The 19,542-nt window shown below is 57.5% G+C and carries 15 protein-coding genes; 12 read left to right on the forward strand and 3 right to left on the reverse strand.

The features are described 5' to 3' along the window. Positions 1–72 precede the first annotated feature (72 nt). Both CWM58_RS16855 and CWM58_RS16860 read left to right on the forward strand, forming a co-directional pair. On the forward strand, positions 73–825 hold the full coding sequence (locus CWM58_RS16855) for a helix-turn-helix transcriptional regulator (RefSeq protein WP_061155648.1): 753 nt from the start codon (positions 73–75) through the stop codon (positions 823–825). Between the two features lie 84 nt (positions 826–909). Next, positions 910–1,812 carry a proline iminopeptidase-family hydrolase gene (locus CWM58_RS16860; protein WP_061155649.1) on the forward strand — a complete coding sequence of 301 codons (903 nt, stop codon included), beginning with the start codon at positions 910–912 and terminating at the stop codon, positions 1,810–1,812. A 573-nt stretch (positions 1,813–2,385) separates the two neighbouring features. Here the strand turns inward: CWM58_RS16860 and CWM58_RS16865 are convergent. Next, a complete protein-coding gene (locus tag CWM58_RS16865; RefSeq protein WP_100681379.1) occupies positions 2,386–5,151 on the reverse strand; it encodes a LuxR C-terminal-related transcriptional regulator in 2,766 nt (921 codons plus the stop codon). A gap of 252 nt (positions 5,152–5,403) precedes the next feature. Between CWM58_RS16865 and CWM58_RS16870 the strand changes: the two genes are divergently transcribed. Genes CWM58_RS16870 through lpdA form a run of 4 tightly spaced genes read left to right on the forward strand, consistent with a single transcriptional unit; the run spans position 5,404 to position 10,320 of the window. Then, positions 5,404–6,363, forward strand: coding sequence for a thiamine pyrophosphate-dependent dehydrogenase E1 component subunit alpha (locus CWM58_RS16870; protein ID WP_100681380.1), 960 nt, complete (start codon positions 5,404–5,406; stop codon positions 6,361–6,363). Between the two features lie 11 nt (positions 6,364–6,374). Further along, the gene (locus CWM58_RS16875; protein ID WP_002889881.1) at positions 6,375–7,394 is read left to right on the forward strand and encodes an alpha-ketoacid dehydrogenase subunit beta; all 1,020 of its coding nucleotides are present in this window, start codon (positions 6,375–6,377) and stop codon (positions 7,392–7,394) included. A gap of 3 nt (positions 7,395–7,397) precedes the next feature. Next, a complete protein-coding gene (locus CWM58_RS16880; protein WP_100681381.1) occupies positions 7,398–8,933 on the forward strand; it encodes a 2-oxo acid dehydrogenase subunit E2 in 1,536 nt (511 codons plus the stop codon). Continuing rightward, positions 8,923–10,320, forward strand: a complete 1,398-nt coding sequence (gene lpdA / locus CWM58_RS16885) for a dihydrolipoyl dehydrogenase (RefSeq protein WP_100681382.1) — start codon at positions 8,923–8,925, stop codon at positions 10,318–10,320. The genes CWM58_RS16880 and lpdA overlap by 11 nt, the downstream gene beginning before the upstream one ends. Positions 10,321–10,602: 282 nt before the next feature. Here lpdA and CWM58_RS16890 read toward each other — a convergent pair whose 3' ends face one another. After that, positions 10,603–11,352, reverse strand: a complete 750-nt coding sequence (locus CWM58_RS16890) for an SAM-dependent methyltransferase (RefSeq protein ID WP_165785813.1) — start codon at positions 11,350–11,352, stop codon at positions 10,603–10,605. A gap of 57 nt (positions 11,353–11,409) precedes the next feature. After that, positions 11,410–11,667, reverse strand: a complete 258-nt coding sequence (locus CWM58_RS16895; protein ID WP_008805277.1) for a YjhX family toxin — start codon at positions 11,665–11,667, stop codon at positions 11,410–11,412. Positions 11,668–12,128: 461 nt separating this feature from the next. Here CWM58_RS16895 and glaH point away from each other — a divergent pair, with 461 nt between their 5' ends. The 6 genes from glaH (at position 12,129) to csiR (ending at position 19,438) form a co-directional block, all read left to right on the forward strand. Then, the gene (glaH, locus tag CWM58_RS16900) at positions 12,129–13,106 is read left to right on the forward strand and encodes a glutarate dioxygenase GlaH (RefSeq protein ID WP_100681383.1); all 978 of its coding nucleotides are present in this window, start codon (positions 12,129–12,131) and stop codon (positions 13,104–13,106) included. 27 nt (positions 13,107–13,133) lie between these two features. After that, positions 13,134–14,402, forward strand: a complete 1,269-nt coding sequence (lhgO, locus tag CWM58_RS16905; protein ID WP_100681384.1) for an L-2-hydroxyglutarate oxidase — start codon at positions 13,134–13,136, stop codon at positions 14,400–14,402. 23 nt (positions 14,403–14,425) lie between these two features. Further along, positions 14,426–15,874 carry an NADP-dependent succinate-semialdehyde dehydrogenase gene (gene gabD, locus CWM58_RS16910; RefSeq protein ID WP_061155657.1) on the forward strand — a complete coding sequence of 483 codons (1,449 nt, stop codon included), beginning with the start codon at positions 14,426–14,428 and terminating at the stop codon, positions 15,872–15,874. Positions 15,875–15,886: 12 nt separating this feature from the next. Further along, entirely contained in the window at positions 15,887–17,170 is a 1,284-nt protein-coding gene (gene gabT, locus CWM58_RS16915) for a 4-aminobutyrate--2-oxoglutarate transaminase (RefSeq protein ID WP_065907911.1), read from the forward strand. A gap of 135 nt (positions 17,171–17,305) precedes the next feature. Then, positions 17,306–18,706: a GABA permease gene (gene gabP, locus CWM58_RS16920; RefSeq protein ID WP_100681385.1), complete on the forward strand. Its 1,401-nt coding sequence runs from the start codon at positions 17,306–17,308 to the stop codon at positions 18,704–18,706. A 45-nt stretch (positions 18,707–18,751) separates the two neighbouring features. Then, a complete protein-coding gene (csiR, locus tag CWM58_RS16925) occupies positions 18,752–19,438 on the forward strand; it encodes a DNA-binding transcriptional regulator CsiR (RefSeq protein WP_100681386.1) in 687 nt (228 codons plus the stop codon). The last annotated feature ends 104 nt before the right edge of the window (positions 19,439–19,542 follow it).

Consider the following 19,542-nt stretch of genomic DNA (forward strand, 5'->3'; position numbering starts at 1 on the left):
TTGAAGCGAGCTATTGACGGTTTTGCACAAATCGTGCCCGTCTCAGGCCTCGTTTAACGTAAAGGGGGTTATATGCGACTGGAGTTTGAACGCCCCGAAAGCACCCGGGCAACCAGCCTGGATGACGCATTCAGTGGGCTTTTCCAGCACACCAGAACGCTGGGATTTGACGCGGTTATTTACGACTACACGCCAGTCCCGCGTTCGCTGGAGGGAGAGCTGATTACGCCGTCGCTGTTGAAAACGTACAATGTACCGGAGGATATGCGCCAGCTATGGTGCGAGCGAGGATATTACCAGGTTGATCCGGTCCAACACTGTGCGCTGGAGAGCTGCGCACCCTTTATCTGGTCTTATCAACGGCCGGACAGAAGCATGCTGCGCGGCAGGCTGGACGATCACGCTACCGCCGTCACCGACTATATGCGTGAACACAATATGCCCTGTGGAGCAACGGTTCCCCTGCATCTCCCAAACGGCGGATTCGTTACTCTCACCGGCATCCATACCGGCCAGCGTCAGGAACGGGAAATCAGCGCGACCCTGGCGCAACTGATGCTGATTGCCCACCAGTTCCAGGAGTCAGCCTTTCCACTATTCGACAGCACCATGCTGACCTGTCTCCACGTGAAGCTAAGCAATCGTGAACGCGAATGTCTGACGTGGTCTGCTGAAGGGCTTACCGCCAAAGAGATCGCCCGCAAACTGCACCGCTCGGTGGCGACGGTGACGTTGCACCTGAATACCGCGGCCAGAAAACTGGGCGCCAGCAATCGCGTACAGGCGGTGGTACGCGCCCTGCATTACCGTCTGCTCGACAGCTAAGAACTAGCATTTTTGCTAGTGTTCAGCGTTGGTTACGACCCTTTACCCTGAAAGCCGGTCCACTTAGCAGGATAAAGATCATTCATGTACACCATTAGCGAAGGCTACGCCCCGTTTCGGGAATACCAAACCTGGTTTCGTATTTGCGGCGATATCCATAGTGGACTGACGCCGCTGGTTATTGCCCACGGCGGGCCGGGATGTACGCACGATTATGTCGATGCGTTCCGTGATATCGCCCTCAGCGGGCGAGCGGTGATCCACTACGATCAGCTAGGTAACGGCCGCTCAACTCATCTACCGCAGCAGCCTGCCGACTTCTGGCAACCGGCATTGTTCCTCAACGAGCTGGATAACCTGCTGCAGTATCTCGATATTGCCGATAATTACGCCTTACTGGGTCAATCGTGGGGCGGCATGCTGGGCGCAGAACATGCCGTGACCCAGCCAACGGGCTTAAAAGCGCTGATTATCGCCAACTCTCCGGCCTCAATGGCGCTGTGGCTACAGGGCGCAGCAGAACTCCGGGCGCAGCTCCCTGCCGATGTCCAGAAGACGCTGCTGGAACATGAGGCGGCGGGTACACTGGATAGCGCAGAATATAAGGCGGCAAGCGCAATATTTTATCAACGCCACGTCTGTCGGCTTGATCCCTGGCCGCCGGAAGTACGGCGCACCTTTGATGCTATGGATGCCGATCCAACGGTCTATCACGCGATGAATGGCCCCACCGAATTCCACGTCATCGGCAGTATGAAAGAATGGACGATTATCGACCGCCTCGCGCAAATTCAGATTCCGGTGCTGCTGATTTCCGGGCGCTACGATGAAGCCACACCGGAAGTGGTACAGCCCTTTATGGACCATATCGTTGGCGCGAGGTGGGTCATTTTTGACGCCTCAAGCCATATGCCGCACGTGGAAGAGCGCGATCTATGCATGAAGACGGTGAGCGATTTTTTAAGCAGCGCGATCTCCTCAACATAATTTCTACCGTTCACCGAGGCAGCCCACAAAATTGGCCTCGGTAAACGGTGCTTTTTAAGCATCGAATTGCCTGCCCCACCGTCTGATGGCTGAGTTCACCATTATTCCAGGCCTGGCGGCGATTGACCTACGCCTTATCAATACTCTCTGCGGGGTTGCCTTGGGATTACACTCCTGGTCAAAAACAATACGACGATGAAAAACATCACAAAAGCAAAAAAATATTTTTATTTCATAAGGTTATAAAGATAAATTAAAGTTGATAGTAACGGATTTAATAATACCTTCTCTCATTCGTAATGCTAAGGCCGTAGGTTCAACTCCTATTATCGCCACCACGCTAAATCAAAGATAAAAGCCTCTCTAAGGTTACACCAGGGTTACTTTCCCCTGGCGTCGCCCCCTTAAACTCAACGCACTTATCGCTGAGTCAGGGCATCAAAACTGCCGTCACTGTTCAGAGTGAGAAGCCCAATGGTCTCAGAAATGCCGGGATTATCCGTGGCTCATAGCCCGTTAAGAAAGTGGCTCGTCTTTATAATATTTTGTATCCAGCCCTCCCTCTTCAAACCGTTAATCCAGTAATTTCATCTCCAGCGCCCGACTCATCGCTTGAGTGCGGCTATTCACTTTAAGCTTCGCGTAGATGTTTTTGATGTGCCATTTGACCGTCTCGGCAGAAATAGCGAGGGAGCGAGCAATTTCTTTATTCATCTGACCTTCAGCGATCAGTTGTAATATCTGCAACTCTCGCTCGCTCAGCTCGCCATGAATATCGGGGCTTCCACTATTAAACGGTGTTCCATCTGCAGGCGCGCGCTTGTCTGCCCAGGGACTATGGATTATCCCTTCCTCTGTACAAGCTGAAGAGGATTCATTCATACCGGCAAGCAAAGGTTGCAAGGTATCGCCAGCGTCAAGAAAGAGGCCCGTGAGATGCTGTTGTTCAGCCAGCTGCACGACTGGCTGAAATGTCGTGCGCGCTGCCGCAGTTTTGCCACTGTTCCACAAGGCTAATGACCAGAGCGTACGCAGACGCGCTGCGGTTAACCCGTCCCCCCGGCTTTCCTGATCAGAGACCATGTCAGCCAGGAGAATACAAGCTTGCGGCGCCTGGCCTCTGGCGAGAAGAAGGCGACAGTGGCTAAGGGATGCAGACAGAGCGATAGCGCGTTGACAGGGATGTTCGGCATCCATTCGGAAGCTGGCGGCCATTTGTTCAAGTTGTCGCTGCAGTTGCTCTGCGCCTGTGACATTGCCGTGCTGCAGTCGCACCCTCACCTGCTCGGCTAACATCATGGCCTGGAGCCGTTGCCAGCCGCGAGACACGGCAAGACGCTGCGCATGCTCCAGCAATCGCTCGGTCTCATACGGCATATCGCCATCCAGGGCCTGACGCGCGAGATAGGTATAACAGCGACTCAGCGCGTCGGGTGGACTGAATCGGTCGATGAATTCGAGCCGGTCGGCTAACAGATGATCGGGCGAGTCACCACTCTGACATTCATAGGCTATCTCCGCCAGCAGCGGCGCCAGCGTCGCGCCACTGGTCGACTGGGTACCGGTATAACATTCAGCCTGACGCAACGTTTTCTCTGCGTACCACCCGGCTTTCCCCAGATCGCCCTGACAAAGATGGCACTGGGCAATGATAAAAGCGCGATATACCGAGACAAACAGATTATCTAAAGGACTTTCCGGAGAGGGCATATGCTGTTGAACCTCCAGCGCGTCGTGATAGCGCTGGTTAACAACATGGCAATAGCTGAGAATATTGCATATCAGACCATCAACCCAGGTGTCGCCGCAGGGCACTTCGGCCAGCAACGGCTGAACAATAACCAGACTCTCCGGGATGTTTTCCGCAAAGGCTTCGCAAATTGCCCGCACAACGCGCAATTTACACCAGGTACTGCGGGTTAAATCCTCACGATGATGAAGTACCATCTGATCGAGGTTATCAAGCAGCTGCCTCGACTCATCAAAGTGGAAATAATGCGCCAGTGCCCAGGCCAGATTAATTTGCAGGTCAATGCGCGAAGGATCGGTGCTGGGTGGTAAATGATGCATCCATGAAATCAGGGTATCGATATCCCCTTCTTCCGCCAGTGACTGAGCGCTTGCGCCATCCTGCCCGGGGCTATGCACCGGCTTGCCTGCGCTGAGCGCATGGCGTACCGCCTCAGACCACAGCTTCTGTTCGACGAACCAATGACTGGCTAATTCATGTAGCTGTTTGCGATCAATATCGTTGTTCTGCTGCAGCATGGTCCGAAGATTTTCCTGCAACAGAGGATGGTAGCGGAACCAGTAGCCTTGTTCGTCAAGGGCTGACAAAAAAAGGTTGTGTCGCTCAATCCATGCCAGCATCGCTTTACTATCATCACGTCCAGTCACTGCGTTGCATAATTCGGCATTTAACCGACTGAGGAAGGACGTTTTCACCAGAAAATCGAGAACCTCTTCCGGCAGCGGATCCAGGACCACCTCTTTCAGATAGCGGGCAATAGACCGTGTTCCTCCATGCATATTGCGCAACAGATGCTCAGGATCATGCTGTAATTCTGCGGACAATGAAGCGATCTTCATCCCTGCAATCCAGCCCTCTGTCACGGACTGTAGCCGCTGTGCATGGTGGTTGCTGAGGGGTAGCGCAACCGTGCGGCTAAAATAGTGTTTTGTTTCTTCGAGCGTGAATTGCAGGTCTCGATCATAGATTTCCACCAGTTGGTCCTGGGCCTGCAGCTGGCTCAGCGCAAGATTCGGGTGGAAACGGCTGCCAATGATCAGATGCAAGGCGGCAGGCGCATGCTTGATTAAATACCCCAGCGCTTCATAGACCCCACGATCGTTAATCACGTGGAAGTCGTCGATAATCAGGTACACGTCATGCGGGCAATAGTGTAGCTGGTTAATGAGCCCGGCCAGCAGTTGCTCGGAGCTGGAGAGCTTCTGTTCTTCCATGTCACGCCAGAAATCGGCGTCCCAGTCAGCATAGAGAGGACGCAATGCTTGCAGCAGATAAGGAATAAACTGCCATACGTCATCATCATCCTCATCGAGGCTCAGCCAGGCGATACGTTCACCCTGGGCGACCATCTGCTGATGCCATTGTGCCAACAACGTGGTTTTGCCAAATCCAGCGCCGGCGCAGACGACGCCCAGCCGGCACTGCTGAACGGGACTGAGAAGCTGAAGAAGCCGGGGGCGCTCCAGCAATTGTATTGAAGAGCGAGGTGGGACGAATTTGGTCAGGATTAACGGCAAGCCTCGCGTCAGCCGCAATGGCCCGGAGACCAGTGAGGGTGATTGGCGACCTTCTAAATCCAATGGCTTCATCCGTGGTGTCTACTCGTTTTGTTTTTTTCAATTGTACGCCAGCCCCCGGGATGACATGGGGCGGCCAAACTTTATTGCTACACAAAATTTAGAAAGTTTGACCTCAAGCATGAAAACCCCCACCTACCCCCCCATGAAGGTGGCTTCGCACTCCCTTTAACCGCTCGTAGATTCATTGCATGGGTGTGGCCAGGGTTATCCGCCTTGTCTGTTGGCCCCGCCTGGGTGACCTTTATTGAGGAGAATTAAACGATGCTCAGCAAACAGGCGTTATTGCAGGCTTACCGCAAGATGCGGGAGATCAGGACCTTTGAAGAGCGGTTACATCAGGAAAATACCAGCGGTGATATTCCGGGCTTCATTCACCTTTATACCGGTGAGGAGGCCATCGCGGTGGGGGTCTGCGAAAATTTAACGAGCGCAGATTTCATTGGTTCAACACACCGTGGACATGGCCACTGTATTGCTAAAGGTTGTGACATTCACGGCATGATGGCCGAAATATTCGGTAAGGACAGCGGGTTATGTCGCGGTAAGGGTGGCTCGATGCACATTGCCGATCTGTCGAAAGGAATGCTGGGGGCGAACGCTATCGTTGGGGGAGCCCCTCCACTGGCCATCGGCGCCGCGCTAACGGCAAAAACGCTAAAAACCGGCAACGTCGGTGTCTCTTTTACGGGCGATGGTGGTTCTAATCAGGGCCTGGTCTTTGAAGCCATCAATATGGCCGTCGTGCTCCAGCTTCCAGCCGTCTTTATTTTCGAGAACAACGGTTACGGCGAAGGGACCGGCCATGACTACGCCGTGGGTGGGCGTGATATCGCCCGGCGCGCCGCTGGCTTCGGCCTGCCGGCAGTGACCGTCGATGGCACCGATTTCTTTGCCGTTTATGAGGCAACCTCAGAGGCGGTCAAGCGTGCGCGAGAAGGCGGTGGCCCAAGCGTCATTGAGGCCAAAGCCTTCCGCTGGCATGGTCATTTTGAGGGCGATCCCGCGCTATACCGCGCAGAAGGTGAAGTGCAACGCCTGCGTGAACAACATGATCCGCTGAAGATTTTCACCGCTAAGGTCAAACAGCATATCACCCAGGAAGAACTGGCGGCGATTGATGAGGAAGTAGAAACCCTGGTCAACGATGCCGTATTGAAGGCCCGCGCCGCTGCCTACCCGGCTCCGGAAGACCTGCTGACAGACGTGTACGTCTCATACTGAGGGTGATAACCATGACAATAAAAACCTATCGTGAAGCGGTCAAGGAAGCCCTGGCTCAGGAAATGGAACGCGATGAACGCGTGGTGCTCATCGGTGAAGACTTGCGTGGCGGTCATGGCGGAAATGCGCCCGAAGAGGCGAAGATTGAAGCCTTTGGCGGTGTGCTGGGTGTCACTAAAGGGCTGTGGACGCAGTTCGGCTCCGATCGGGTGATCGACACACCCATTACCGAGTCGGCCATCATCGGTATGGCGGCCGGCGCCGCAGCAACGGGTCTGCGGCCGGTCGCGGAACTGATGTTCATGGATTTTTTTGGTGTGAGTCACGATGCACTGTATAACCAGGCGGCTAAGTTCCGCTACATGTTTGGCGGCAAAGCCAGAGCTCCGCTGGTGATGCGAGGGATGATCGGCGCGGGGTTTTCCGCCGCGGCCCAGCATTCACAGTCACCCTATAATATCTTTGCCACCACGCCAGGACTGAAGGTGGTGGTGCCCTCGACGCCTTATGACGTCAAGGGTCTGTTAATCCAGTCCATTCGCGACGACGACCCGGTGGTATTCTGCGAGCATAAAATGCTGTACGACCTCAAGGGCGAGGTACCGGACGAGATCTATACCATCCCGCTAGGTGTAGCCAACTACACTCGCGAAGGGGAGGACGTCACCATCATTGCGTTGTCGGCAATGGTACATAAAGCAAACCAGGTGGCGGACAAACTGGCCAGAGAGGGGATCTCGGTCGAGGTGGTCGACCCGCGAACCATTTCGCCGCTGGATGAGGAAGGTATTCTGGAATCGGTGGCTTCCACGGGGCGGGTAGTGATTGTCGACGAATCCGCTGCACGCTTCGGTTTTGCTCATGATGTCGCGGCGCTGATTGCGTCCCAGGCATTCCATTTCCTCAAAGCGCCCGTTCTGCTGGTGACGCCGCCACACACGCCGGTCCCGTTCTCCCCTGCTCTCGAAAAACTCTGGATCCCTGGCGTTGAACGTATCGAAGCCGCCGTCCGTCAAGTGCTGGAGGATTAACCTATGAGCGAAATCAAGACGCTTGAAATGCCAAAGTGGGGGCTTTCCATGGAGGAAGGCTTGCTCGCTCGATGGGCAATCCAGGAGGGTGACGATTTCACCAGAGGGCAGGAAATCTGTGAGATTGAAACCAGTAAAATCGTCAATGTCCTGGAGGCACCTTTTGCCGGTACATTACGCCGGATAATCGCCCGGGAGGGTGAGACGCTTCAGGTTGGCGCCGTGCTGGCTCTGGCGGCTGACGCTTCGGTCAGCGATGCTGAACTGGACGAATTTGCTGCCAGTCTGGCGACGGTGAAACCCGCAGCGCCTGGCACGGAGGCTGCCGCGCCGGACGTAGCGGCACAGGCAGGCGCTAAGCCACCTTCCGTTGTTTCGCCCCCATCCAACAACCCCGTGGCCCCCATTGGGCAGATCGACATCCCCGCCAGTCTGCAAGGCGTGACCGATGTGACTCAGGTTAATGCCACGCCCCATGCGTTACGACTGTCCGCCCGCTGGGGTGTCGACCTGAAAAAGGTCCGCGGCAGCGGACGCGGGGAACGTATCTCTGTTTCTGATCTGGAAAGCGCGATCGTTGCCGCCGGCGGTCGCCTGGCCTCTCCGACGCCCCCCGTTCGTCCCAGCAAAGCGCCCCGCTCGCATGCCGATGATAGCCAGGTATCGGCCACCCCGCTGGCCCGCCGTCTGGCCGGCAAACTGGGTATCAACTTGCATGACTGCCGAAGCAGTGGTTCACGAGGTCGGGTGAGTCGCGATGATGTGCTGGCTGCGGCGTTGTTGCTCGACGGGCACCCGCCGGTCAGCCCTGTGCAGGAGAGTGCCCCGGCACCCTTTGAGAGCATCCCGATGTCCGGTATGCGGCGGGCTATCGCTTCTCGTCTGCAAACGTCCAAGCAACAGTCTCCCCATTTCCGTTTGAGTGTCGATCTCGATCTGGAACGACTGTTAGCGTTACGTCAGGAAATTAACCGCGAAGTACCCGGCGTCAAGATTTCGGTTAATGACCTGCTGGTGAAGGCTTGTGCCCTGGCGCTGGTGGCCGTGCCAGACGTCAACATCCAGTTTGATGAGGCGACACAAAGTATCCGCCGCTTTGCGGATGCCGACATTTCGGTGGCCGTTGCGCTGCCTGACGGGCTAATTACCCCTATTGTTCGCTCGGCGAACCGGAAATCGATCAGCGACATATCGGCCGAAATTCACACCCTGGTGACCAAAGCCAAAGCGGGCACGCTGAAGCCGGAAGAGTTCCAGGGGGGAACCTTTAGCGTGTCAAATCTGGGTATGCTCGGTGTACGGCAGTTTGACGCCATCATCAATCCACCGCAAAGCGCAATCCTCGCCATTGGCACCGGCGAGATGCGGGCGGTAGTACGCGACGGGCAAATCGTCGCGCGCCACCAACTGACGGTATCGCTATCCTGCGATCACCGGGTCATTGATGGGGCGGCAGGTGCAGCTTTTCTCCGGGAACTCAAGCGACTGACTGAAACCCCTACCCTGATGTTTATCCAGGAGACGAGCTATGCACGATAATTACGATGTGCTGATCATCGGCGGGGGTCCTGGGGGGTATGTTGCCGCCATCCGTGCCGGTCAGCTAGGACTTCGTACCGCCTTAGTGGAAAAACAACATCTGGGCGGCATCTGCCTGAACTGGGGATGCATTCCAACCAAGGCGCTGTTGCATGGCGCTGAGGTCGCGCACAGTATCACCCATGCCAGTCAGCTGGGCATCAGCGTGGGTGAGGTGAATGTCGATCTGCAGAAACTGGTGCAGTTTAGCCGTGCCGTTTCGCAACAGCTCACCGGCGGGGTTGAGTATCTGTTGAAGAAAAATGGCGTGAGGGTGATTGATGGTACCGCGCGGCTGCGCGGTAAGGGACAAATAACGGTAGCGGATGCCCAGGGGGAAGCGCACGATTACCGGGCCGATCACGTGATCCTGGCCACGGGCGCCCGACCACGCGCATTACCAGGCATAGAGCCAGATGGCGAACATATCTGGACCTATTTCGAGGCACTACAGCCTAAGCGATTGCCCAGGTCGCTATTAATCATCGGTTCAGGCGCGATTGGCGTCGAGTTCGCCAGCCTTTATAACGATCTGGGCTGTAAAGTGACGCTGGTCGAGCTAGCGTCGCAGATTTTGCCAGTGGAGGATGCCGAAGTGTCAGCGGCGGTGCGTAAGTCATTCGAAAAGCGCGGGATTCAGGTCCATACCCAGACCCAGATAACGCAAGTACAGCTCACCGATACCGGGGTGCGCTGTACAATGAAAAATACGAGTGCCGAATCTTTCCTGGAAGTCGAACGTGTGCTGCTGGCGGTTGGCGTACAGCCGAATATTGAAGATCTGGGGCTGGAAGCACTGGGCGTCGAGTTAGACCGCGGTTTTATCAAGACGGACGCGGCTTGTCGCACTAACGTATTTGGGCTTTATGCCATCGGCGATGTAGCCGGCCCGCCATGTCTGGCGCACAAGGCCAGCCACGAAGGCGTGATCTGCATTGAGACACTGGCTGGTGTCGAAGGCACCCACCCGCTTGATCGCGACTATGTGCCCGGTTGCACTTATGCCCGGCCCCAGGTTGCCAGTCTGGGCCTGACGGAATCGACGGCCCTGGCCAGGGGACGGCCCGTCAGGATCGGTAAGTTCTCTTATCAGAGCAATGGTAAGGCGCTGGCCAGCGGTGAGACAGAGGGTTTTGTGAAGACTATTTTCGATGCTGAAACGGGTGAATTGCTGGGCGCGCATATGGTTGGCGCACAGGTCACGGAACAGATCCAGGGGTTTGGTATCGCCCGTCACCTGGAGGCCACCGATGAAAGTCTCCTGTCGATGATCTTTGCGCATCCGACGCTTTCCGAAGCGATGCATGAATCCATACTCGCGGCCTGTGACCAACCGTTGCATCAATAAGAAAATGAAAATAAGGGAGGCGATAGCGTCGTGATACGGAGTAAGTTTCCCGTTATCCCTCCTGTATTTTCCTTGAAACGTTCGGTAAGGTAACACCCCGTCGTTAGGTAAGTATCTCGCATCATTGATCTCCAGCCTCTGGCAGTCATCTCACTTTATTGAAAGTGAGCAAGACTAAAGCAAGACAAATGGCGCTACCGACAGTGAGGCGTGTAATCAGCTACGACGAACTGAAGGTCTGAAGGTGGTCGGTAGCGCCTTACGACGCTACCGACATGCCGGTTAACGCGCCATCAGAACAAACACGCCCCAGCCGAGATATTCCCGGGCCCAGGTGACGTGGTGCAGCGGCGCAGTGGTCAACTGCTGGCGAACCTCCGGCGCGAAGTCATCGTGCGGATTGGCCTCCAGCCAGCGGCGCATCGTCAACCATTTCGCCGCTTCATAACGATCCCAGCCCTCCTGGTCGGCCAGCACCATCTCCACCACGTCATAGCCCAGTTCACCAAAGTGGGCGACCAGCGCCCGCAGCGTCAGGAAGTCATCAGGCGACTGCGCGCCGCAGGCAACCGCCTCTTCCGCCGTGGCCGGACGTTTACGCCACCATGGCTCGCCGATCAGCAACATGCCGCCGGGCCGCAGGCTCTGCTTCAGCAACTCAATCGTGCCGGCCACCCCGCCGCCGATCCACGTGGCCCCCACGCAGGCGGCAATATCGCACGGCTGGCTGGTGACATATCCGCTGGCATCCTGATGCACAAAGGTTACCCGGTCGCTTACCCCGAGTGCTTCTGCACGGGCGGTCGCCTGCTGGCTGAACAGCAGGCTCATGTCCACTCCGGTGCCGACGATCTGATGATCGCGCGCCCAGCTACAGAGCATCTCGCCGGAGCCGCTGCCGAGGTCAAGAATAGCGGTGCCCGGCGCCATCCGCAGCGCCCGTCCCAGGGTGGCGTACTTTTCAGGGGTAAAAGGGTTATGAATACGGTGTTCGCTTTCACTGATAGTAAAAATGCGAGGGATATCGATCATGGGTGTTTCTCCTTGAGAGCCATACGCCCGGGCAGCGACCCTGCCCGGGTCGCTGTATCAGCGGTTGTCCGCCTGCGCGCGAACGTTATTCAAACCAGTGGTGTTGATCCGGTACGGCTGGCCATTCACCGACTTAATCAGCTTTTTGGTTTTGAGCTTTTTGAAGACCGCGAGGGTGCAGTCGTTCAGCAACAGCCCTTCCCGGGTGTAGCATTCGACGGCGGTAATGCGGCCGGAGGTATCGCGGACGTGCGCAATACGGCCACCTTTGGCGAGAACGTGTAAGGTACGTTGTTCCTGACGGGATAAATTCATACTGAAACCTGTTCATTATCATGTGCGAAAACATGCCTACACCCGCAGGTGTGTGCGTAAGGTTTAAGCGCAGCGATAATCAGTCCGGCCTGGGCAGGTCGGGAAACTGATTATCTGATAATGACATTCTCCAGCATCGAAGCCTCGGTAAGCATTGAAAGGTATTAACGCGCTGAATACTAACACCCTCACTTCATAAGGGTATGGCGCAGATTAAAAACTGTGACCGGTATTACGATTTACCCTCAGCCTTCCCCGCATTTTGCGCTTTCCGCCACCCGCTCTGTCCCTCAAGGTTAACCACCACCTTATCTCCCCCCCATGTTGTTAAATAATTGTTGTCAGATCACAAAATAGAAACAAAAAGGCCATTTCGTACGCATTTTATAAAAATGTAGATATTTTTAATTTATGGCTACGAAATGAACATCACCCTGACCTGACAGCGAGGAACGATCCTGATGAACGCCCTGACCGCAGTAAAACCGACACCCGCGCCATTAGCCCAGCAATACCCTGGCTTTTCCTTCGCCCCTTCCTCCCAGTCGCCGCGCCTGCTGGAACTCACCTTTTCCGCCGAAACAACCTCCCGGTTCCTGCAGCAGGTCGCGCAGTGGCCAGTGCAGGCGCTGGAGTACAAATCTTTCTTACGCTTCCAGGTCGGCAAGATCCTCGACGATCTGTGCGACAACCAGCTGCAGCCGCTGCTGATCAAAACATTGCTCGATCGCGCGGAAGGCGCGCTGCTGATCAACGGCGAAGGCATCGATAACGTCAGTCAGGCCGATGAGATGGTCAAGCTGGCCACCGCCGTCGCGCACTTGATTGGCCGTTCCAACTTCGACGCCATGAGCGGCCAGTATTACGCCCGCTTTGTGGTGAAAAATGTCGATAACTCAGACAGCTACCTGCGCCAGCCGCACCGCGTGATGGAGCTGCACAATGACGGTACCTATGTCGAAGAAATTACCGACTACGTGCTGATGATGAAGATCGACGAGCAGAACATGCAGGGCGGCAATTCCCTGCTGCTGCATCTCGACGACTGGGAGCATCTCGACGAATTTTTCCGCGACCCGCTGGCTCGCCGCCCGATGCGCTGGGCCGCGCCGCCGAGCAAAAACGTCAGCAAGGATGTTTTCCACCCGGTGTTCGACGTCGATTCGCTGGGCCGCCCGGTCATGCGCTATATCGACCAGTTCGTCCAGCCGAAAGATTTCGAAGAAGGCACCTGGCTGAGCCGCCTTTCCGACGCGCTGGAGACCAGTAAAAACATTCTTTCCGTGCCGGTGCCGGTGGGCAAATTCCTGCTGATTAACAACCTGTTCTGGCTGCATGGCCGCGACCGGTTTACGCCGCACCCGGACCTGCGCCGCGAACTGATGCGCCAGCGCGGCTACTTTGCGTATTCCACGAATCATTACCAGACTCATCAATAAGGGTTCTCAGGCGAAGGAATTGAGCGGATGTATGATTTCGTGATTATCGGCGGCGGCATCATCGGCATGTCGACCGCCATGCAGTTAATTGAGATTTACCCGGACGCGCGCATTGCGCTGCTGGAAAAAGAGACCGGTCCGGCCTGCCATCAGACTGGCCACAACAGCGGCGTGATCCACGCCGGGGTGTACTACACCCCCGGCAGCCTTAAGGCGCAGTTTTGCCTCGCCGGCAACCGCGCCACCAAAGCCTTTTGCGAGCAGAACGGCATCCGCTATGACGTCTGCGGCAAAATGCTGGTCGCCACCTCGCCGCTGGAAATGGAGCGGATGCGCGCCCTGTGGGATCGCACCGCCGCCAACGGCCTGCAACGCGAGTGGCTAAGCGCCGGGGAGCTACGCGAGCGCGAACCGAACATTACCGGGCTCGGCGGGATCTTCGTCCCTTCCAGCGGCATCGTCAGCTACCGCGACGTGGCGGCGGCAATGGCGAAGATCTTCGAATCGAAAGGCGGAACGATCGTCTACGACGCCGAAGTCAGCGCCCTGAAAGAACATGCCAGCGGCGTGGTGATCCGCACCCGCCAGGGCGGCGAATATGAGGCCTCCACGCTGATCGCCTGTTCGGGCTTGATGGCCGATCGGCTGGTGAAAATGATCGGCGTCGATCCCGGCTTTATCATCTGCCCGTTCCGCGGCGAATATTTTCAACTGGCGCCGCAGCACAACCAGATCGTCAATCATCTGATCTATCCGATCCCCGATCCAACGATGCCGTTCCTCGGCGTCCACCTGACCCGCATGATCGACGGCAGCGTCACCGTCGGCCCCAATGCGGTGCTGGCCCTCAAGCGCGAAGGCTACCGCAAGCGCGATATCTCGCTGGCCGATACCCTGGAGATCCTCACCTCGCCCGGCATTCGCCGGGTACTGCAAAACAACCTGCGCTCCGGACTGGGCGAAATGAAGAATTCGCTGTGCAGAAGCGGCTATCTGCGGCTGGTGCAAAAATATTGCCCGAGCCTGACGCTGAGCGATTTACGCCCGTGGCCCGCCGGCGTGCGGGCGCAGGCCGTGTCGCCGCAGGGCAAGCTGATCGACGATTTTCTCTTCGTCACCACCGCGCGTTCGATACATACCTGCAATGCGCCATCGCCAGCGGCCACCTCCGCTATCCCGATCGGCGCGCACATCGTCAGCAAGGTACAGACCCTGCTGGCCAGCCAGAGCAACCCCGGACGCACGCTGCGTGCGGCACGTAGCGTGGAGACACTACACGCCGCTTTTACCCGTTAACCCCCTTAAGACAGGAAGCGATTATGCAACTCAACGATATGACACTGTTTCGCCAGCAGGCGCTGATCGATGGTCAGTGGCGCGATGCCCCCAATGGCGACGTGATTGTGGTGACCAACCCGGCCAACGGCGAGCAGCTCGGCAGCGTACCGAAAATGGGCGCCGATGAAACCCGCGAAGCAATTGAAGCCGCCAATCGCGCCCTTCCCGCCTGGCGAGCCCTCACCGCCAAAGAGCGGGCGAACATTCTGCGCCGCTGGTTCGATCTTATGATGGAGAACCAGGACGATCTCGCCCGCCTGATGACCCTCGAGCAGGGAAAACCGCTGGCGGAAGCCAAAGGCGAAATCAGCTACGCCGCCTCCTTTATTGAGTGGTTCGCCGAAGAAGGTAAGCGCATTTACGGCGATACCATTCCCGGCCATCAGGCCGACAAACGCCTGCTGGTGATTAAGCAGCCGATCGGCGTTACCGCCGCCATCACCCCGTGGAACTTCCCGGCGGCGATGATCACCCGTAAAGCGGGCCCGGCGCTGGCCGCCGGCTGCACCATGGTCCTGAAACCGGCCAGCCAGACGCCGTTTTCCGCGCTGGCGCTGGCCGAACTGGCGAATCGCGCCGGGATCCCCGCCGGGGTGTTTAACGTGGTTACCGGCTCCGCCGGCGCGGTCGGCGGCGAACTGACCAGCAATCCGCTGGTGCGCAAGCTCTCCTTCACCGGCTCGACCGAGATTGGCCGCCAGCTGATGGAGCAGTGTGCGAAAGACATCAAAAAAGTCTCCCTGGAACTCGGCGGCAACGCGCCGTTTATCGTCTTTGACGACGCCGACCTCGATAAAGCCGTCGAGGGCGCGCTGGCGTCGAAGTTCCGCAACGCCGGGCAGACCTGCGTCTGCGCCAACCGACTGTATGTGCAGGACGGGGTGTATGACCGTTTCGCTGAAAAACTACAGCAGGCGGTGGAAAAACTGCGCATCGGCGATGGCCTGCAGGATGGCGTCACGACCGGCCCGCTGATCGACGAGAAAGCCGTCGCCAAAGTTGAAGAACATATTGCCGACGCCATCGCCAAAGGCGCGAAGGTCGTCACCGGCGGCAAACCGCATGCCCTGGGCGGCAACTTCTTCCAGCCGACCATCCTGGTCAATGTTCCCGACAGCGCCAAAGTGGCGAAAGAGGAGACCTTCGGCCCGCTGGCGCCGCTGTTCCGCTTTAAAGATGAAGCCGACGTCATTGCCCAGGCCAACGATACCGAATTCGGCCTCGCCGCCTATTTCTATGCCCGCGATCTGAGCCGCGTCTTCCGCGTCGGCGAAGCGCTGGAGTACGGCATCATCGGCATCAACACCGGCATTATCTCGACCGAAGTCGCCCCGTTCGGCGGCGTCAAGGCCTCCGGCCTTGGCCGCGAAGGGTCGAAGTACGGTATCGAAGATTACTTAGAAATCAAATATATGTGTATTGGCCTTTAACAGGAGCGATGGATGAACAGCAATAAAGCAATGATGGCGCGTCGCAGCGATGCGGTGCCGCGCGGCGTCGGCCAGATCCACCCTATCTTCGCCGAACGCGCGGAGAACTGCCGGGTGTGGGACGTCGAAGGGCGGGAATATCTCGATTTTGCCGGCGGTATCGCGGTGCTGAACACCGGCCATCTGCACCCGCAGGTTGTCGCCGCCGTCGAAGACCAGTTGAAAAAGCTGTCGCATACCTGCTTTCAGGTACTGGCCTACGAGCCCTATCTGGCGCTGTGCGAAAAGATGAACCAGAAGGTGCCTGGTGATTTTGCCAAGAAAACCCTGCTGGTCACCACCGGGTCGGAAGCGGTGGAGAACGCGGTGAAAATCGCCCGCGCGGCAACCGGGCGCAGCGGCGCCATCGCCTTCACCGGCGCTTATCACGGCCGTACCCATTACACCCTGTCGCTGACCGGAAAAGTGAACCCGTACTCCGCCGGTATGGGGTTAATGCCGGGCCACGTCTATCGCGCCCTCTACCCGTGCGCGCTGCACGGCGTCAGTGATGATGAGGCGATCGCCAGCATCCATCGCATCTTCAAAAATGACGCCGCGCCGGAAGATATCGCCGCCATCATTATTGAGCCGGTGCAGGGTGAAGGCGGGTTTTATGCCGCTTCCCCGGCTTTTATGCAGCGCCTGCGCGCCCTGTGCGACGAACACGGCATCATGCTGATCGCCGATGAGGTCCAGAGCGGTGCGGGCCGTACCGGCACGCTGTTCGCCATGGAGCAGATGGGCGTGGCGGCAGATATCACCACCTTCGCCAAATCCATCGCCGGCGGTTTCCCGCTGGCGGGCGTCACCGGACGGGCGGAAGTCATGGACGCTATTGCGCCGGGCGGATTGGGCGGCACTTACGCTGGTAACCCCATCGCCTGCGCCGCCGCCCTGGCGGTATTGCAGATTTTCGAGCAGGAGAACCTGCTGGAAAAAGCCAACCAGCTCGGCGACACCCTGCGCCAGGGCCTGCTGGCGATTGCGGAAGATCATCCGGAGATCGGCGACGTTCGCGGCCTCGGGGCGATGATCGCTATTGAGCTGTTTGAAGAGGGCGACCACAGCAAACCTAACGCCAGGCTGACGGCGGATATCGTTGCCCGCGCCCGCGACAAAGGCCTGATCCTGCTCTCCTGCGGGCCGTACTACAACGTGCTGCGCATCCTGGTGCCGCTGACCATCGAAGAGGCGCAGATCGAGCAGGGTCTCAAGATCATCGCCGACTGCTTTACCGAGGCGAAACAGGCATAGAACAGAACACATGCGGAAGCGAAGTACGTTCGTAAAGGAATGAAGACGAGACCTGCAAAACAACAATAATACGCGTGCCCCGGCGCGGGAATGTCGGGGCGCTCTCCCAGGTGACACACTTCGAGAGGGTAAATGATGGGGCAACTGTCGCAATCACAGGATTTAGGGGCGGGGCTGAAGTCGCGCCACGTCACGATGTTATCTATCGCCGGGGTGATCGGCGCGAGTTTATTTGTCGGTTCCAGCGTCGCCATTGCCGAAGCGGGCCCGGCGGTGCTGCTGGCCTATCTGTTTGCCGGGCTGCTGGTGGTGATGATTATGCGTATGCTGGCCGAAATGGCCGTCGCCACGCCGGATACTGGCTCCTTTTCCACCTACGCCGATAAAGCTATCGGCCGCTGGGCGGGGTATACCATCGGCTGGCTGTACTGGTGGTTCTGGGTACTGGTTATTCCGCTGGAAGCCAATATCGCGGCGATTATTCTGCATTCGTGGGTGCCGGGCGTCCCGGTGTGGTTGTTCTCACTGGTCATCACTCTCACCCTCACCGGCAGTAACCTGCTGAGCGTCAAGAACTACGGTGAATTCGAGTTCTGGCTCGCTATCTGTAAAGTCATCGCCATTCTGGCCTTTATCGTGCTGGGTGCCATCGCCATCACGGGCTTCTACCCCTATGCCGAAGTGAGTGGGATTTCGCGTCTGTGGGATCACGGCGGCTTTATGCCGAACGGCTTCGGCGCGGTACTCAGCGCGATGCTGATCACCATGTTCTCGTTTATGGGCGCGGAGATCGTCACCATTGCCGCCGCCGAATCGGATACCCCGGATAAACACATCGTCCGTGCCACCAATTCCGTTATCTGGCGTATCTCTATCTTCTACCTGTGCTCCATTTTCGTGGTGGTCGCCCTGATCCCGTGGAACATGCCGGGACTGAAGAGCGTGGGGTCCTACCGCTCGGTGCTCGAGCTGCTGCATATTCCCTACGCGAAGCTGATTATGGACGGTGTGATCCTCCTGTCGGTCACCAGCTGTCTGAACTCGGCGCTGTATACCGCCTCGCGGATGCTCTACTCCCTGAGCCGCCGCGGTGATGCGCCGGCCATCATGGGCCGAACCAACCGCAGTAAAACCCCGTACGTGGCGGTGCTGCTCTCCACCGGCGCAGCCTTCTTAACCGTGGTGGTGAACTACTACGCCCCCGCCAAGGTATTTAAATTCCTCATCGACAGCTCCGGCGCCATCGCCCTGCTGGTTTATCTGGTGATCGCCATTTCTCAGCTGCGGATGCGCAAAATCCTGCTGGCGAAAGGGGGGGAAATTCGTCTTAAGATGTGGCTCTACCCGTACCTGACCTGGCTGGTTATCGCCTTTATCACCTTCGTGTTGGTGGTGATGCTGTTCCGCCCGGCGCAGCAGCTGGAAGTGATCTCTACCGGGCTGTTAGCATTAGGAATTATTTGTACAGTACCGATTATGTCACGCTGGAAAAAGCTGGTATTGTGGCAAAAACTGCCGCTGCAAAATACGCGTTAACCCTGTTCCCGGCACCCGCCGGGAAGAGTATTCAGGAGTAAGAACATGACCGCCATTCCCCAGGCGACGGCCATTGACGGGTACCGTTGGTTGAAAAACGACATCATCCGCGGGGTCTACCAACCCGATGAGAAGCTGCGGATGAGCCTGTTGACGTCGCGCTATGAGCTCGGCGTCGGGCCGCTGCGGGAGGCGCTCTCGCAGCTGGTGGCGGAAAGGCTGGTGACGGTGGTTAATCAGAAAGGCTATCGGGTAGCGCCCATGTCCGAACAGGAGCTTCTCGATATCTTCGATGCGCGCGCCAACATGGAAGCCATGCTGGTGCGCCTCGCCATCGAACGCGGCGGCGACGAGTGGGAAGCCGAGCTGCTGGCCCGCGCCCATCTGCTCAACAAACTGGAGTCCTGCGACGCCAGCGAGCGCTTACTCGATGAATGGGACCAGCGCCATCAGGCGTTTCACACCGCCATTGTTGCCGGCTGCGGCTCCCAGTACCTGCTGCAGATGCGTGAACGGCTGTTCGATCTGGCGGCGCGCTACCGTTTTATCTGGCTGCGCACCACCGTGCTGTCGGTGGAGATGCTGGAGGACAAGCATGTCCAGCACCAGACCCTGCTGGACGCCATTCTGGCGCGCGATGCCGAGCAGGCCAGCGCATTGATGCGCGAGCACTTACTGACCCCTATCCCGATTATTCAACAGGCGATGGCCGGCAAGCTGTCGTCATCCTGAGTCAGGCGGCCGTATTTTATAATCCGGCTGCGGCCTGCCAAGGCGTGTCTTTCTCCCCTAACTTCCCCGGCACGCTCAAACGCTGAATTAAGTATCATGAATCG

Source organism: Klebsiella sp. H-Nf2, assembly GCF_002806645.1.
GTDB classification, from domain to species: domain Bacteria; phylum Pseudomonadota; class Gammaproteobacteria; order Enterobacterales; family Enterobacteriaceae; genus Klebsiella; species Klebsiella variicola.